This window comes from Sphingobium sp. Ant17 (genome assembly GCF_000588875.1).
Lineage (GTDB): Bacteria > Pseudomonadota > Alphaproteobacteria > Sphingomonadales > Sphingomonadaceae > Sphingobium.
Window position 1 is genome coordinate 41187 of sequence record NZ_JEMV01000032.1, and the last position, 17032, is coordinate 58218.

At 60.3% G+C, this 17032-nt stretch carries 11 protein-coding genes and 3 pseudogenes; 8 read left to right on the forward strand and 6 right to left on the reverse strand.

Annotation, left to right across the window (positions count from 1 at the left end; genetic code table 11):
* Positions 1-27 precede the first annotated feature (27 nt).
* Both queG and BF95_RS14980 read left to right on the forward strand, forming a co-directional pair.
* Positions 28-1122, forward strand: a complete 1095-nt coding sequence (gene queG / locus BF95_RS14975) for a tRNA epoxyqueuosine(34) reductase QueG (protein WP_081764177.1) — start codon at positions 28-30, stop codon at positions 1120-1122.
* A gap of 281 nt (positions 1123-1403) precedes the next feature.
* A complete protein-coding gene (locus tag BF95_RS14980; protein WP_051520040.1) occupies positions 1404-1664 on the forward strand; it encodes a UrcA family protein in 261 nt (86 codons plus the stop codon).
* 79 nt (positions 1665-1743) lie between these two features.
* Here BF95_RS14980 and BF95_RS14985 read toward each other — a convergent pair whose 3' ends face one another.
* Both BF95_RS14985 and BF95_RS14990 read right to left on the reverse strand, forming a co-directional pair.
* On the reverse strand, positions 1744-4248 hold the full coding sequence (locus BF95_RS14985; protein ID WP_043152209.1) for a zinc-dependent metalloprotease: 2505 nt from the start codon (positions 4246-4248) through the stop codon (positions 1744-1746).
* A 71-nt stretch (positions 4249-4319) separates the two neighbouring features.
* On the reverse strand, positions 4320-4823 hold the full coding sequence (locus BF95_RS14990) for an Lrp/AsnC family transcriptional regulator (RefSeq protein ID WP_043152210.1): 504 nt from the start codon (positions 4821-4823) through the stop codon (positions 4320-4322).
* A 286-nt stretch (positions 4824-5109) separates the two neighbouring features.
* On the opposite strand from BF95_RS14990, the gene BF95_RS14995 reads away from it, so the two are divergent.
* The 4 genes and pseudogenes from BF95_RS14995 (at position 5110) to BF95_RS27895 (ending at position 11687) form a co-directional block, all read left to right on the forward strand.
* Complete coding sequence (locus tag BF95_RS14995; RefSeq protein WP_051520041.1) at positions 5110-8106, forward strand: TonB-dependent receptor domain-containing protein; 2997 nt, start codon at positions 5110-5112, stop codon at positions 8104-8106.
* 77 nt (positions 8107-8183) lie between these two features.
* Positions 8184-9800, forward strand: a complete 1617-nt coding sequence (locus tag BF95_RS15000) for an amidohydrolase (protein ID WP_043152211.1) — start codon at positions 8184-8186, stop codon at positions 9798-9800.
* A gap of 73 nt (positions 9801-9873) precedes the next feature.
* Positions 9874-11453, forward strand: a pseudogene (locus tag BF95_RS15005) (amidohydrolase).
* Between the two features lie 93 nt (positions 11454-11546).
* Positions 11547-11687, forward strand: coding sequence for a hypothetical protein (locus BF95_RS27895; RefSeq protein WP_161774303.1), 141 nt, complete (start codon positions 11547-11549; stop codon positions 11685-11687).
* 473 nt (positions 11688-12160) lie between these two features.
* On the opposite strand, the gene BF95_RS15010 is transcribed toward BF95_RS27895, so the two are convergent.
* The 3 genes and pseudogenes from BF95_RS15010 to BF95_RS15020 all read right to left on the reverse strand — a co-directional run bounded on the left by BF95_RS15010 (position 12161) and on the right by BF95_RS15020 (position 14654).
* Entirely contained in the window at positions 12161-12835 is a 675-nt protein-coding gene (locus tag BF95_RS15010) for a DUF4269 domain-containing protein (protein ID WP_235209769.1), read from the reverse strand.
* 57 nt (positions 12836-12892) lie between these two features.
* Positions 12893-13384, reverse strand: a complete 492-nt coding sequence (locus BF95_RS15015; protein WP_043152212.1) for a nucleotidyltransferase family protein — start codon at positions 13382-13384, stop codon at positions 12893-12895.
* Between the two features lie 71 nt (positions 13385-13455).
* Positions 13456-14654, reverse strand: a pseudogene (locus BF95_RS15020) (IS256 family transposase).
* Between the two features lie 223 nt (positions 14655-14877).
* Here BF95_RS15020 and BF95_RS29290 point away from each other — a divergent pair.
* Together BF95_RS29290 and BF95_RS29295 are read left to right on the forward strand one after the other, a co-directional pair.
* On the forward strand, positions 14878-15444 hold the full coding sequence (locus BF95_RS29290; RefSeq protein ID WP_235209770.1) for an IS110 family transposase: 567 nt from the start codon (positions 14878-14880) through the stop codon (positions 15442-15444).
* Complete coding sequence (locus BF95_RS29295; protein ID WP_235209771.1) at positions 15350-16036, forward strand: transposase; 687 nt, start codon at positions 15350-15352, stop codon at positions 16034-16036. The genes BF95_RS29290 and BF95_RS29295 overlap by 95 nt, the downstream gene beginning before the upstream one ends.
* 504 nt (positions 16037-16540) lie before the next feature.
* Here BF95_RS29295 and BF95_RS15035 read toward each other — a convergent pair.
* Positions 16541-17032: pseudogene (locus tag BF95_RS15035) on the reverse strand (transposase); the annotation flags it as partial.

The window sequence follows — 17032 nt, forward strand, 5'->3', positions numbered from 1 at the left end:
GGACCCGTGGCCGTGCAAACCGAAACCTTGGAAGACCGGCTAAAGGGTCAGGCCGCGCAATTGGGCTTCGCCATCTGCCGCATAGCGCCCGCCGATGCCGCCCCGCAAAGTGCCGAGCGGCTGCGCCAATGGCTCGACGCTGGCCATCATGGCGACATGTTGTGGATGGAGGAACGGGCCGAACAACGCGGCTCGCCCCAGGGGCTGTGGCCGGACGTGCGCAGCGTCATCATGCTGGGCATGAGCTATGCGCCGGGGCGCGATCCGCTGGCGCTCGCCGATGTGCCCGACCGCGCCCGCATTTCGGTCTATGCGCAGGGCAAGGATTATCACGACGTCGTCAAAAAGGCGCTGAAAGCGTTGGCCCGCTGGCTGGTCGATCAACAGCCAGGCGCCCTCAAGGTGTTCGTGGATACAGCGCCGGTCATGGAAAAGCCGCTGGCCCAGGGCGCAGGGCTCGGCTGGCAGGGCAAGCATAGCAATCTCGTCAGCCGCGACCATGGCAGTTGGCTGTTCCTGGGCGCCATCTACACCGAACTTACGCTGGCTCCCGACAGCGCGGAACGCGACCATTGCGGCAGTTGCACCGCCTGCCTGACCGCCTGTCCGACCGACGCCTTCCCCTCGCCCTATGTCGTCGATGCGCGCCGCTGCATCTCCTATCTGACGATCGAACATAAAGGGCCGATTCCGCACGATCTGCGCGCCGGGATGGGCAACCGCATCTATGGCTGCGACGATTGCCTGGCGGTCTGCCCCTGGAACAAATTCGCCGACGCCGCCGCCGCCAACCGCGCCTTCCTCGGCCGCGCCGAACTCGCCGCGCCCGAACTCGCCGATCTGCTCGCGCTCGACGATGCCGACTTCCGCGAACTCTTCTCCGGCTCCCCCATCAAACGCATCGGCCGCAACCGCCTGGTCCGCAACGCCGCCATCGCAGCGGGCAATAGCGGGGACGCGCGGTTGCGAGGGCGGCTGGAAGCGCTGGTCGCGGATGATGATCCCGTGGTGGCGGAGGCGGCGGCGTGGGCGATCGGAAAACTATCGAGCGCCGCCCCCCTTAGCCCTCTCCCGCCTTCACGGGACCAGCAATGTTGTAACTCACTGGCAATTGCGATCTGATCCAATGAAACATGGCTGGCGACCGTAGGGGGAATAATCAACCACCCATATTTCATCGCAGTTTTTGCGAAGGTCGGCACGCATCCTTTGAAAGCCATCGCCGCTAAGGAAGCCGGATAGCCAGGATGGGTACGGCCAAGTCTGGTCGATTGGCCTCTTCACGGTCAGTCGGTTCGAACGCTAGGCAGAATCCTCTACTTTCGGGGTTTACTCCTTCCCTTTGTTCACCGGAAAGCCTATCTAAATGAGGCCCGAAGAGGCGATCAAAAGAGGATGAGAGGATGTTGAAGAAACCCCTGATGGGCGCGGCTCTGGTCGCGCTCCTGCTGCCAATGGCCGCACCTGCGCGGTCAGGCGGCAACGTCATGCTGGTGACGGGCGAATATCGCGGCGTAACGCGCAGCGTCACCGTAGCGCTAGCGGACCTGAACCTGCGTCACGATCGCGCCGTGGACCGCGCCGCGAGCCGCATACGCTATGCTCTCAAGCAGGTTTGTGAGATCAACAGCGCGCGCGAACTCTACGAAAAAACGCGACTATAAGGCGTGCTACGATCCAGCGATGGACAGCGCCCGAAGCGATCTGGACAAACGCATCGCAACTGCCCGCGCGACCTGAGCCTCAGCCGCCGAGCGGGGGGCCTGGCGGCATCGGGAAGCGCGAGCGCGGCCCCTTGCCCCAGGGCGAGGAAGAGGATTTGGGCGTATGGGCGACCGGGTCTTCCAGATAAAGCCCGATGTCGCGGGCGGCTTGCCGGTAATGGGCCGTCGTGATCGGGTCAGTATCCTTGCGCGTCTTTAGGTCGTCCGCAAGCTGGACAAGTCGTTCGGTAATATAGGCGCGTGCCTCGGCCGAAGCGGTCGTGTCTGCACTCAGGATCATCATCGATTCCAGCGCCACCCGCTGCGTCACCCGACGAAACGCCCGTCCCTGCGCATCGGCGTCGCGCGGCGCACGCCAGCTATGCGCCATCACCGCATCCACCATTTCGGGCAGCGTCAGTGTGTCGGGCGTGCGCGCGGCCAAGGCAATCATCCGCGTCGCCCGCTTGCCTTCGAACAGAGGTTCCAGCACCAGCGCCGACAATATCCGGGCGGCCTTGAGCTGGTCGAAGGCGTCGTCGCTGGACAGGTCTTCCAGATTATTGCCCGGATCGGGCGTCAATTGCGCCAGCAGCGTTTCGGGCAGGGTCATGTTGGCCGGTTCGATCGCGTCCATCAGCAAAGCCAGCACATCGCGCTGCAGGGTTGCGGGCACGAACTCCGTCGGCGGGATCGTCTCGCCCTTCACGACGATATTCTCATACAGGCCGCCGACATATTTGAGACCGGATTCGATCGCATAGCGATGGTGCAGATAGGCCATCCACAGCCGCGTGTTGCGCAGCGACCCGATCGGTTCGCCGGGCAGCAGCATGTCGGGACCATAATGGTCGATCATTATCTTGCGCGCCGCCATCGCTTCGGCCAGATTTTCGGTCGGCGTCGCCCGGTCGTCATACCAGGTCCAGCGCGGATCAGTATCCGGCACATAGAGAAGCCCCTGACCGCGCATGTCCGCGATCACGCCGTTCAGGCCCGCCTTTTCCTGCGCTGCCGGAAAGACGCTGTAGGCATAGCGCGCCATCGCCATGTCATAGGCGCCGATCTGCTTCTGGAAGGATTCGCTGAGGTCCAGCCTGCCGTCCACGACCTTCACGCGGGGCGTGGGATATTCCATCACCGACGCCCGGTCGTTCAGGCTGGAGGCGAAATTATGCCCGAAACCGAATGCGTGCCCCAATTCATGCGCGGTCAGCAGCGCCTGGCGCAGCAGCACCATGTCACGTTGTCCCGCAGGCATGTCGGCCATGGCGCCGGGCGTCAGCAGGCTGGGATCGGCCACCGTCACGCCGCTGCCGTCGGCGGGCAATCCGCCCATATAGGCGTCCCAATAATTGCCTATCGTGCGGATGCGGTGCGTGTCCATCCGCGTTTTTGACCCGATGATCTCTCCCGTGCGTGGATCGCGATAGGTGCCGCCGCTCGAGAAACCCCGCTCGTCACGGTTGATCCACAGGACATAGGCATAGCGTATGTCCATCGGGTCCATGTCGACCGGCGCATCCTCCGCACGGATCGCATTAACGAACCCTGCCGCTTCGAACGCCTTGTTCCACCATAGCAGGCCAGCCTTCATCGCATGGCGGATCGGGCCGGGAATGGCAGGGTCGAAATAGAAGGTGATGGGCTTGACCGGCTCGCTCATCGCGGCGGACGGATGCTTCTTTTCCAGTCGCCAGCGCGTGATCCATTCGGTTTCCGGGCCTTCGCTGAACGGCCTGGAATAATCGTGGAACTTCATCGTGCTGACGCCGATGCGCGGATCGCCCGCGCGCGGGGTATAGCCGACCGGCGCGCGCAGGAAGCTGTGATGTATCCGCATCGTCATGGCGCGCGGATCGGGCGTGGTGTTGCGGACCAGCGCGCCGGGGGCGTCGCCAGCGAAGGTGGAGACCGTCTCGATCTCGCTATTGTCGGGGAAAGCCTTGATCCGGGCGGGGTAGAAGCTGCTGCGCGCGGCGTCGAACTTATATGTCCCCTGATTGGCGCGCTTGAGCGTAGATTCGATATTGGCCGCGTCACGCATGAATAGGGCTGTGGCGTCCACCACCACCTTGCCACCCGCGTTGGATTCGATCGGCAACGCCGCCAGTACCGAGGTGGGGAAGGAGTCCGCAACGCCCTGCGCGTGCGCGCCATCGCCGCCCAGCGAGCGGTAATCCTGATTGATTTCCGTCACGAGCACCTTCGCTCCGGCCTGCTGGAAACGGATGACCGCGCTGTACATGACGCCCCGGTCCAGCGGCAGTTCGACCGATCCGCCGCCCGTCGCCGCCGAGACATAATAGAGAATATCCTGGTCGAAGGCGGGAATTTCCATCAACACCCGACCCTTCGCCGCGTCCCAGCGCAGCGGAATGAAGCCGTCCATCCGGGTTGTCGCGGCGGCGCTGCCCGCCAACGCCGGTCCAGCCGGTGCCGCGCCCGCCATGTCACCAAGCGCGATCAGCGCCAGCGCCCCGGTCGCGGCATGGACTGCCCGGCGACGTGCGCGTGAAACTGAATATGGACCCCGTTCAGCCATGTGCGACTCCCCGCGATGGGCGACCGGTATGATCCCCCGCACCCGTCAAACGCGCGACGCGCGGCAATCCGCTATCGCGATCCTGCCGTGGGCCGTTCGAACAGGATCGGCACATTGGCGCGGCGCGCAACTTCCCGCAGGATGATGCTGCTCCTGATCTTTGCGACATGGGGCAAGATCGACAATTCCTTGCGATAGATGGAATCATATTCGTCGAGCGAGCTGACATGAATCATCAGCATGAAATCTGTGTCCCCCGACACGAAGCCGCAAAAGGAGACGGAGGGACATTTGACCACCTCCTTTTCAAATTCGTTCAGGACATTTTCGGCCTGCGACACCAATTCGATCATCACCATCACCACCCCGCTGAAACCCAGCGCGCGCAAGTTGAGGCGGGCGGTATAGCCATCAATCACCCCAGCATCCTCCATGATTCGTCGCCGCCGCGCGACCGCCGTGCTGGACAGGTTGATCTGTTCACCCACCGACACATCGGACGCCCGCCCATCTTCCGACAGCGCCTTGAGGATTCGATAATCAACGGCATCGAGGGAAAGATTGTTGGAATACATCAAGAATCGTTCCCGTTTTGATGAATATTAAAATTATATCAGTAGAAATTGCGGCAAATTAGCAGAAATCGCAACAGAATTTCTGTTAGTCTCGTTCCTACGCAAGAGGTGGGCGAAGGGGCGATAGCGGATTGGCAAAACCCGCTTCGTTTCGGTCTGCGAGGGATTACGAACAAGGGTCTCCGGGTCGCAAATGAGGTAATGAAGACGGATAAAATATAATAAAAACAATAGTATGTAGAGGGGTGCGTGGAGGCCTGGGAGCAGTAGCAACAGGGGGTCACACATGAACATCACGCAATCCGACCATATCGGTCACGCATCCAGCCGACGCGCGCACCGGCTGCTGGGAACGGCCTGCGCTGCGGCCCTGTGCGCAGCGTCGGCAATCGCCACGGCGCAGACCGTCGCGTCCCTGCCCGACGAGCAGGCGACCGCGCCCGACAGTTCGAGCGACATCACAGTCACCGGGTCGCGCATCGTCCGCGACGGATATGACGCGCCGACGCCCGTCAGCATCATCAGCACCAAGGAGTTGAAGGCGGAAGCGCCGGCCAATATTTCCGACTTCGTCAACACCCTGCCGGCGGTTCGCGGCAGCGGCACGGCGGCGTCCTCCAACGGTTCGCTCAGCAACGGCGCGGCAGGTATCAACAGCGTCAACCTGCGCAACCTGGGCGCCAACCGCACGCTGGTGCTGTTCGACGGCCAGCGCTCCGTCACCTCCACCACGACCGGCCAGGTCGACGTCAACACCTTTCCGCAGGCGCTGATCGAACGGGTCGAGGTGGTGACCGGCGGCGCTTCGTCCGCTTATGGTTCGGACGCCGTGTCGGGCGTGGTCAACTTCATCCTCGACCGTGACTTTACCGGCTTCAAGACCGAATATGAATATGGCGTCACCACTCGCGACGACGGCAAAAACTACAAGTTCAATGCGACCGGCGGGAAATCCTTTGCCGATGGCAAGGGTCATATCCTGGTATCAGGCGAATATTTCACGCAGGCGGGTATCCAGTCGATCGACCGCGACTGGAACGACAGCGGCTATTTCCTGGCCAACAACCCGGCCTACAGCGCGGCCCGCTGCACCGACGCAGCATCGCTCAATACACCCTGCGTCCCCGAATATATCGTCCAGGCGGGCATCGGCACCGGCCAGTTCACGCCGGGCGGCCTCATCAGCACCGGCTCGTTGCGCGGCACCTATTTCGGGTCGATCAATCCGGCAACCGGCAAGGCATCGGTCAACCAGCTCAATTTCGGCGCGACCAACGGCCAGTGGATGATCGGCGGCGACACCGACATCACTACCAAGGGACATCGCGGCAGCGCGACCCTGCTGCCTTCGGAAAAGCGTCAGAGCGCCTTTGGCCGCCTGAGCTATGAATTTTCGCCGTTGATCGAGATATTCGGCCAGTTTTCCTACAGCCGTTATAACGGCCAAAGCTTTTATCAGCAGACCCCGACAGTGGGCGTCACGATCCAGCGCGACAATGCCTTCCTGCCCGACAGCGTACGGGCGGCGATGGTCGCCAACAACCTGACGTCGGTCCAGATCGGCACCAGCAACATCTTCCTGCCGCCGCAGGGCAGCGACAATACGCGGCAGGTGTTCCGCTATGTCGCGGGCGGACGCGGCGAATTTTCAGTCGCATCGAGCGACTGGACGTGGGACGCCTATTATCAGCTCGGCAAGACCAAGACGAGCGAACTGCTGACAAACGCATGGAATATTTCGCGCATGGCAAGTGCCACCGACGCGGTCGTCGCGGCTGCGGGCAATGTCGGCGGCTATGCCCCCGGAACGATCGTCTGCCGCATCAATGTGGATGCCAACCCCAATAACAACGATCGAAGCTGCGTTCCGCTGAACCGCATCGGCACCAACGGCGCATCGGCGGCGGCGATCGGCTATGTACTGTACAATGGTCTCCAGCCGCTGCGTAAGCAGGACCTCAAGCAGGAAGTGGCAGCGATCAATTTTTCGACCAATAATCTGTTCGACCTGTGGGCCGGACCGATCTCGATCGCGTTCGGCGGCGAATATCGCAAGGAATCGGTGACCGGATCGGTCGACAGCCTGTTCCGGCCGATCGTCGCCAACGGGGTCACGACCGGCACCTGGATCTATGGCAACTATCTGCCCACCATCGGTCGCTATAATGTGAAGGAAGCCTATCTCGAAACGATCGTCCCGATCTTCCGGGGTATGGATTTCAATGGCGCGTTCCGCGTGACCGACTATTCGACATCGGGCAGCGTCAACACCTGGAAGGCTGGCCTGACCTGGCAGGCGATGGACGACATCAAGTTCCGGGGCACCGTGTCCCGCGACATCCGCGCGCCGAACCTGAGCGAATTGTTCGCGCCAGGCACCGGGCGTACCAACACCGTCAACGTCCCCAGTGGCGCGACGGTGCGCGCGGACCAGTTCAACGAATCCACCGTGGGCAACCCGACCCTGCAACCCGAAATCGCCAAGACCTATGGCGCGGGCGTTGTATTGACGCCCACCTTCCTGCCGGGCTTCGCCATGTCGGTGGATTATTATAATATCAAAATCGACGGGTCGATCTCATCCCTGGCGGCGCAGACGCTGGTCGATCAATGCTATCTGCAAAATATCGCGCTGGCCTGTACCGCCATATCTACCAGCGGCGGCCGTGGCATCGTCACGCCGGGGCTGGCCATCACCAGCATCGAAATCAAGCCGACCAACTTCGTGACCGAGAAGACCAGCGGCATCGACATCGAAGCCAGCTATCGCAGGCAGGTCGGTCCCGGCAACATGACGCTGCGCGCGCTGGTCAGCAAGGCGTTCGAACTGAAACTGGACAATGGCGTCACCGCCACGACCGATGCGGCCGGCCAGAATACCGGCGGCCTGCCCGACTGGACCTATCGCTTCACCGCCGGATACGACATGGACGCAGGCTTTAGCATCCAGGGCGTAGCGCGCGGCGTGTCCAGCGGCGTCTACAACAATAATTATATCGTCTGCGACACCGCCTGCCCGCTTTCGACCGCCGACAATCGCACGATCAACCTGAACAAGATCAAGGGCGCGTTCTACTTCGACCTCAACGCAAGCTATAATTTCGACATGGGCGGATCGAAGACACAATTGTTCCTTTCGGTCCGCAACATATTCGACAAGGATCCGGTGCTGGTCGGCATTGGCCCGACGGGCAACAACACGCCCGCTTATCCGCAGACCAACCGCGCCCTCTACGACGTTCTGGGCCGCGTATTCCGCATGGGCGTGCGCCTGTCCATCTGACCTGACTTTGGCGGTCGGCGACCCGTGTCGCCGACCCGCTCCCTATCCGTGATTCGTCCGTTCTGGAGACATTCGTGATGCTGAAATCCGCCCGATCGCTGCCTGGCAAGTCGCTTGCCGCCCTGTTGCTGGTTTCGACCACGTTCGCCACTGTCCCGCTTCCCGCCGCTGCCAAGGCGCCCGCCGCGTTGAAGCAGGAGGTAGCAACCGCGATCGACGGCGAGGCCAAGCTGGTGCAGGAAATGGTCGACAGCCTTTTCAGCTTCGCCGAACCGGGTTTTCAGGAATTCAAGACTGCCGATTATCTGACCGGCATTTTGGAGAAAAATGGTTTCACCATCACCAGGGGCGTTGCGGGCATACCGACCGCATGGACCGCGACATGGGGCACGGGCGGCCCGCTTGTCGCGCTCGGTTCGGACGTGGACGGGCTGCTGGGCCTGTCCCAATATCCCGGATCGCCCACGCTAAAGCCTATGGTCGCAGGCGCACCGGGGCATGGCGAAGGGCATAATTCGGGTATGCCGCTGATCGTGGCCGCCGCCATCGCGACCAAGAATGTCATGGAAAAGCGGGGGATGAAGGGCCGCCTGATGCTGTGGCCGGGCGTTGCAGAAGAATTGCTGGCGACCAAGGCATTCTATGTACGCGCCGGCCTGTTCAAGGATGTCGACGCATCGATCTTCACGCATGTCGGTTCGGGATTTGGCACCGGCTATGGCGAAATGGGCAATAACGGGATGGTGTCGGTGGAGTATAATTTCCACGGAAAGACATCGCACGCCGCCGGCGCACCCTGGGCCGGGCGCAGCGCACTGGACGGCGTGGAACTGATGGACATCGCATGGAACATGCGCCGCGAACACCTGCCCATCACTCAGCGGTCGCACTATGTCATCACCAATGGCGGCGGCCAGCCCAACATCGTGCCGGGCGAAGCGACCGTATGGTATTATTTCCGCGAACAGACCTTCGATTCGATCCACAAGCTCTACGAAACCGGCAGCGAGATCGCGGACGCGGCGGCCAAGGCGACCGGCACCACCGTCACCCGCCGCATTCTCGGCTATGCCGCGCCCAATTTCGGCAACAAGCCTTTGGCCGAGGCGGCCTATGCCAACATCCAGATGGTCGGGATGCCCAAATGGACCGCGCAGGACCAAGCCTTCGCCAAGGCGGCGCAGCAGGCCAACAAGTTGGAGATCAAGCCGCTGGAGGACAAGGTCAGCGCACTTTCCACCCCCGAGTCGCGGGGCAAGTCGAACGGCGGCGGGTCCGATGACATTGGCGATATCATGTGGACGGTGCCGACCATCACCATCCGCTTTCCGTCCAACATTCCCAGTATGATCGGCCATAATGTCACGTCGGCGATCGCGATGGCGACGCCGATCGCGCACAAGGGCGCGGTCGCGGGGGCCAAGGCGGTAGCCATGACCGTCCTCGACATCATGACAACCCCCGCACTGGTCAGCGAGGCCAAGGCCTATTTCACCAATGTCCAGACCAAGGACCAGAAATATGACCCGGTGCTGACCGCAGACGACAAGCCGGCTATCCATCTGAACAAGGAGATCATGGATCGGATGCGGCCGGAGCTGGAGAAATATTATTATGATCCCGCAAAATATAGCAGCTATCTGGAACAGTTGGGCATCGCCTATCCCCATACGGATATTGGCGTCACGAGATAGCTGCCCTGCCTGAAACCCTGCGTCCATCCTCATCTTCGGAGCGCCCATGCCCGCCCCATCACGTCATAATATCATGTCCACGATCAGCCAGTTGCTTGCCGCATCCAGCCTGTCCCTGAGCATTCCGGCGCTAGCCAAGGCGCCCGGCGCGCTGAAAACAGAGGTGGCGACAGCGATCGACGGGGAGGCCAAGCTAGTGCAGGAAATGGTCGATAGCGTCTTCAGCTTCGCCGAACCGGGCTTTCAGGAGGTGAAGACTTCGGCATATTTGACCGCCATCCTCGAACGGAACGGTTTCAATGTTACGCGCGGCGTCGCGGGCATTCCGACGGCGTGGACCGCAACCTGGGGGACGGGCGGCCCGCTGGTGGCACTGGGATCGGACATTGACGGGCTGCTTGGACTGTCCCAGACACCTGGTTCGCCGGTCATCAAGCCGATGGTTGCAGGCGCACCGGGACATGGCGAAGGGCATAATTCGGGTATGCCGCTCATCATCGCCGCCGCCATCGCCACCAAGAATGTGATGGAAAAGTACGGGATAAAGGGACGGCTGATGCTGTGGCCCGGAGTTGCGGAGGAATTGTTGGCGACCAAGGCCTTCTATGTACGCGAAGGGCTGTTCAAGGATGTCGACGCCTCCATCTTCACGCATGTCAATGCGGGCTTCGGCACCGGTTGGGGCGATCTGGGCCTGACCGGCATGGTTTCGGTTCAATATGATTTCCATGGCAAGACGGCCCATGGTGCCGCGCCATGGAATGGCCGCAGCGCGCTCGATGGGGTCGAATGGATGAACGCTGCATGGAATTTCCGGCGCGAGCATCTGCCGCTAACCCAGCGGTCGCATCATGTAATCACCAACGGCGGGGGCCAGCCCAACATCGTGCCGGGCGAAGCGAGCGTCTGGTATTATTTCCGTGACAAGGATTTCGCTTCAGTCCGCACGCTGTACGAAACCGGCAACGAGATTTCGGAGGCTGCGGCCAAGGCAACCGGCACCACCGTCACCCGCCGCCTGCTGGGCTATGCCGCGCCCAATTTCGGTAACAAGCCGCTGGCCGAAGCCGCCTATGCCAATATCGAAATGGTGGGGATGCCCCAGTGGAGCGAAGCTGATCAGCCTTCGCGAACGCGGTACAACAGGCTAACGGCTTCACGCCCAAGCCCCTGGACAGCAAGGTCGCCCCCCTGTCGACCCCTGAAACACGCGGCGGTGCGAGCTTTGGTGGGTCCGACGATATCGGCGACATCATGTGGACAGTACCCACCATCACCATTGGCTATCCATCCAACATTCCCAATACGATCGGACATCATGTGACCGCTGCCATGGCGATGGCGACCCCTATTGCGCATAAGGGCGCTGTCGCAGGCGCAAAAGCGGTGGCCATGACTGTGCTGGACATCATGACCACGCCCACGCTGGTCAGCGCGGCAAAGGCCTATTTCACCAATGTTCAGACCAAGGATATGAAATATGATCCCGTCGTCACCGCGCAGGACAAACCCGCCATCCATCTGAACAAGGAAGTGATGGAGCAGTTGCGCCCTAAGATGGAGCAATATTATTACGACCCCGCAAAATATGGCAGCTACCTTGAGCAGTTGGGTATCGCATATCCTGATACGAGTACCACTGGCGTGAAATAGCGAGGCAGTTACGCGATCGAATCCGTAGCCGAGGATTCGCAGAGGAGGCAGGAACGCTATAGCGATTGCACTCGAACGCGATCATGCAGGTCGATGATGCGACATCTCAAAATCGCACGCGGCACAGTGGTCAAATGCAGGTCGCAGGCCATGGTGACGATGGAAACCCTGATCATCATCGCACCGGCAGCGCTGCACGACACGCTCGATCAGATAAGCGGAAAAACGCGCTGATCCGATACATTGCTGCATTCAGGCCCGGCGCAATGACCTCGACGATGGCATCGGCCAAAACCGCCTTACGAGCCTTGGCGGCTCCTGCACGAAGAAATCCAATCGCACGACAAGGCGCTCGAGCGAGGGAACGACATGCTAATCATGTGTAATGTAATTTACGATGCAAAATCAATGCGTAGCCATGACTGCCGGATACACGTAGGGGTCACCAGTCAAGCGATTTATCGTTTTGATTTGGCGTAATAATTTGAGAGAACACTGAAACTGATACCACAACTGTTCCCACATTTTCTGTGGGGTTTGATGGTATGAGTCGGAACCTCACGGGACGAAATCCGCTCCTTTTCGATCATCTTTTCTCACAAAGAGCCTGAGAAACACCTGATTGTCAGGCATCGAGCGCAGATAGCGGACATGGGAGAAGCAGCCCGCGCATTCTGAAAATCAAATGTCCGGGCTTCGTCCATATATCACCTGTAGCCTGCCTCATGGAGAAGGCCGACGAGAGCGTGTTCATCCAATGACCCAATATCGAGCAAGGATTCATAAGGGTCGCCCTGTATATCCAGTGCGACAGCAAAAGCCGGTTCGGTTTTCATACCGTCTCTCCGAAGCGCCATCACGGCTTTGACAAAGCCCTCGCCGCCCAATGTGATCAGACGCTGCTCCACGAGAAAATGACGCCAGCCTCTCTGTTGCTTAACAGGCTTAGCTTGGCCGAAAAGTTCAAATTGCCATCCTTGCGCTGTGAAAGCGGCGATCACGGTTTGGTCGCCCTCACACCATTGCCAAATGCGAAAATCATGAAATGAACTGAAAGCTGCCCATACGTGCGAAGTGAAGAGGTTGGGGTCAGGCGCGTAACAGAGGATGTCTATATCGCTGGTTGAAACATCGAGGCCCAAAGGCAGTGTTCCTGCAACGTGAGGGTCATAATGAGAAAGCGCCGTAAGAATGCTTAAATCCTTAATCGCTGCACGGTAGCTTGGTCTACTCACTCTCTTCTCAGCAGTTGTTGGGTAGCGGGTCGCCATATTACCAAACATGAAGAGAAATGCGAGAGTGTATGGCAATTTTTGATCGCCGTTCAGTCGTCTGAAAACACCGAAACGCCCCGCGACCGCCACCTTCTGTTTGATTGACAATCACATCATTTCGGGTGTTCGGTATGCCGTAGCGGCGATATCTAGTGGATTGCGGAATTAGCCCTCGGCCCTTGTGAGAAGCGGCCAAGAGCCAAACCATCCTTTGGTGCGTATCCGATCCTCATAAATCGTGCGCCTTTCGACGCGAAAGCGCGAGGTTGGGCGTAAAACAAGATTAAGCAGATCGTCCGATCCGAAAGGGGCTGCGATATCGCAACCATCCGATCCGCGTCGCCGGGCAGCAACCGCCGTCGCGGTTTCCGGCCAGTAGCGCATGGCGTCGGTGGCGGAAGTGTAGGGAGCATCACCGTTCCGACCGTGCATCCGAGCTTGATTCTTTACTGACCAGGTGATCGAAGGCTCCAGAGCCTGCAACTGGGCCTCGAATTTCTGATCTTCGGCCGCGTCGGTGCGATGCGGGTCATACCAGATCACATCAACGTCTGCATCCGGCGGCGCGATAGAACGCTGATGAAGGTGATCCCATACCGCGTTTCTCACAAAGCCCGCTCCGATCCAGCAGTCTGGCAGGTTCAGCGCTTCGACCACACGATCGTGTCCCACAGCGTGGTGTAGGTTCGCTGGGATAGCCACAGCGACCTCCGGCTAAGCCGGATTGATCATGCTGCCATGGCAGGCAACGTGATGATGGGATTATCGCTTAAACCTGAGACGCTCTCAAGTGTCATGTAGCGGCAGCGTTGGACGGCCCATTCGTCGTTCTGTTCCAGAAGGATAGCGCCGACGAGACGGGTAATCGCCTCTTCGTTGGGGAAGATGCCGACAACATCAGTACGCCGCTTGATCTCGCCATTGAGCCGCTCGATCGGATTGTTGCTGTGCAACTTCGTGCGGTGTTGGGCTGGGAAGGTCATGTAGGCCAGCACATCCTCCTCGGCGCTGTCCATCAGGGCAGCGAGTTTTGGCACGGTAGGGCGCAATTGATCGGCGACGCTACGCCATTGGGCCTTTGCGGCCTCTGGAGTTTCCTGGGCGAAAGCGGTGGCGATGAATGCCGACACGACCCGGCGTCCGCTCTTGCCGGCATGGGCCAGCGCATTGCGCATAAAATGAACCCGGCATCGCTGCCAGGTGGCGCTGAACACTTTGGCGACGGAGGCTTTTATGCCTTCATGGGAATCTGAGATCACCAGCTTCACGCCGCGCAGACCGCGACGRGCAAGGCTGCGTAGAAACTCGGTCCAGAAGACCTCCGCTTCGGAATGACCGATCGCCATGCCGAGCACTTCGCGCCGGCCATCGCTGTTAACGCCAACGGCAATGATGACCGCGACAGAGACGATGCGACCGGCTCGCCGCACTTTGATGTAGGTCGCGTCCATCCAGAGATAGGGCCAGTCGCCTTCGATCGGACGATCGAGAAAGGCCTTCACCCGCTCGTCGATCTCCACGCACAGTCGGCTGACCTGGCTCTTTGAGATCCCACTCATGCCCATGGCTTTGACCAGATCGTCCACAGAGCGGGTCGAGATCCCCTGGATATAAGCTTCCTGGATGACGGCCGTCAGTGCCTTCTCTGCCATACGGCGGGGCTCCAGAAACCCTGGAAAATATGTTCCCTTGCGCAGTGGGGGATCCGCAGCTCGACCGTVCCTGCTCGCGTCTCCCAGTCCCGATCCCGATAGCCGTTGCGCTGCGCGAGGCGCTCRGGATCYTTATCRCCATAGGCMGCGCCSGTMASRYCGCCCACTTCCAGYTCCATCAGCCGCTGCGCGGCAAAGCCGATCATRTCGCGTAGAAAATCGCCGTCGGCTGTCTTCCCAACCAGRGCGTGCAGGTCCATCTTGTCATTGGTCATCGGWGGTCTCCGTAAGTTGAGTCTTGCAACCCAAACTTATCCGAAGTTCGCCGGTGACCACCCGCGAAACTGACCGGCCGCTACAGCGCTTTATCGATGAGCGCGCGTCCGGTCAGCTTCGCTACCCTCAAAACCTACACCACTTAACGTAATCGCCACACTCGACCTCCGCTTTGTTGCGGTAGGATGTCATTGCCGCTTCGGCGCTCGGCCGGAGTCGAACGTGGAGGACGTTATGGGAGTTTTTGCAGCACTGGATGTGTCACAGGAGGAGACGGCGATTTGCCTGGTTGGGGCGGAAGGTGAGATTCTCGCGGAGGCGAAGGTGCCGACCTGCCCTGACGCGATAGCCGACTGGCTAGCGAAGCGCGCCGCGGATGTCGAACGGGTGGGAATGGAGACAGGTCCCCTTGCCGTCTGGCTCTGGAACGCGCTGACGAAGCGGCGTGTCCCGATCATTTGCCTGGATGCGCGTCACGCTAATGCGGTCCTCAAAATGATGCCAAATAAAACCGACAGACATGATGCTCGCGGCTTGGCTCAGATTGTCCGCACAGGTTGGTTCAAGGCTGCCCGGATAAAGAGTCATGAGGCCTATGTTAACCGGGCGATGCTGACAGCGCGCGATACGCTGGTTGGCATGCGTGTGAAGCTTGAAAATGAGATCAGAGGGTTGCTGAAAAACGTTTGGCGTGATGTTCGGAAAACGGGTTGGGGGCTTCAAACGCCGTGCGACGGAGATCATCACAGGCGAGCTGGCAGTCGCACCGGAGCTCATACCTATCTTTGAAGCGTTGATGCACGCCCGGAGTGAAATTCTAGCCCGTATTGCCGCTCTCGATGGCAAAATCCGGGCGGTAGCCAAACAGCATGGTACGGTACGTCTTTTGATGACAGCGCCGGGAGTCGGACCGATCACCGCGATGGCGGTAACTGCAGCATTCGACGACGCCGAACGCTTCAACCGATCTTCCAGCGCGGGCGCTTATCTCGGTCTGACGCCAAGGCGCTACGAATCTGGCGAAATCAGCCGGAACGGGCGCATCTCGAAAAGCGGTGACAGGTTCGCTCGAAAATGCCTGTACGAAGCAGCAAATGCGATCTTGTCTCGAAAGCTTGGCGTCCCTCGCCTGCGTGAGTGGGCACAGGCGATCGCAGGCCGAACCGGGCCTCGCAAAGCGAAAGTCGCCCTGGCCAGGAAGCTGGCGGTAACATTGCACGCAATGTGGCGTACCAACACGACCTTCCGGGAGGCGGCCATGGCTGATCCAAATCCGAAGCAATACGCTGAACTCAAGCGCGACAGAACGCGTCCCGCTGGGACGCTTAGCGAGGGTGAGATCGTTCCCGCGAGTGCGGCACGGACCGCGCACACCACTTAGATTCACCCTACTTTGAACGCTAACATGCGGCGTCCAGCGCGACGACCGCGGAGAGAACCCTGGAGCCCAGCGCGCGTGACGAACCGCAAAGAGGTCAGCTGTTGACAGTGGCGATTAGAGAACGCGCCGGGACACGACCCGCGGGAGAGCGGCTTTGATCTTTGCCAGCTGGGTTGCAAAGCCCCCTCACATGATGTTTCTCCGGTCAATGGGGTGACAAAGCATTTTAGCAGTCCGTCCAATTGCCAATGATATCCAGCTGAGCCGAGTTACGAGTACCGGCGAACACGCCTCGCCTGTACAACCTCACATCCGGTCGCGTTCGAGATCGGCAGCACCATAATCCCGCCGATTCCGGGGCAGGGCTCGAGGAGGAACGGGACCGATTCTTTTCAGACGGCTGTTGCGGCCCAGGGGGGGCTTACGGTCCGTTCGCCTGGATCCATTGGGGCTGATCAGTGCCCCGGGGGATTGGGTCACATGAAGTATGTTGATCASCTTCGTCATGACGGCGCCCTCGATCACGACACCGCTCATGGCGTACTTCCAGAAGGCCACGAGCAGCTTGCGTGCCAGTGCGATGATGGCGACCTTCTTGCCGCGTCCGCCGTTGCGGCTGACGCGTTCCTGGAACCAGCGGGACAAAGCCGAGTCCGGCTGATAGCGCAGCCACAGCCATGCGGCTTGAACCATCGTCGTGCGCAAGCGTGGATTGCCAGACTTCGAGACGCCCTGCTCGCGATCGATCGAGCCGCTGCGCCATGGCGAGGGAGCAAGGCCGGCATAAGCTGCGATCTGGCGCCGGTTGTCGAAATGCCGGAACAGCCCTTCGCTGGCGAGGACATTCGCAAACTCTGGGCCTATGCCCTTGAGCATTGCGAGCATCGCCTGTGGCGAAGTCTCGGCCATGTCGTCACGCTCGGCCTCAACGCATTTTGATCTGTTCGCAGAGCAACTCGAGACGGTCGAGCTCACGATTGAGCTGCGCCTTWGAGA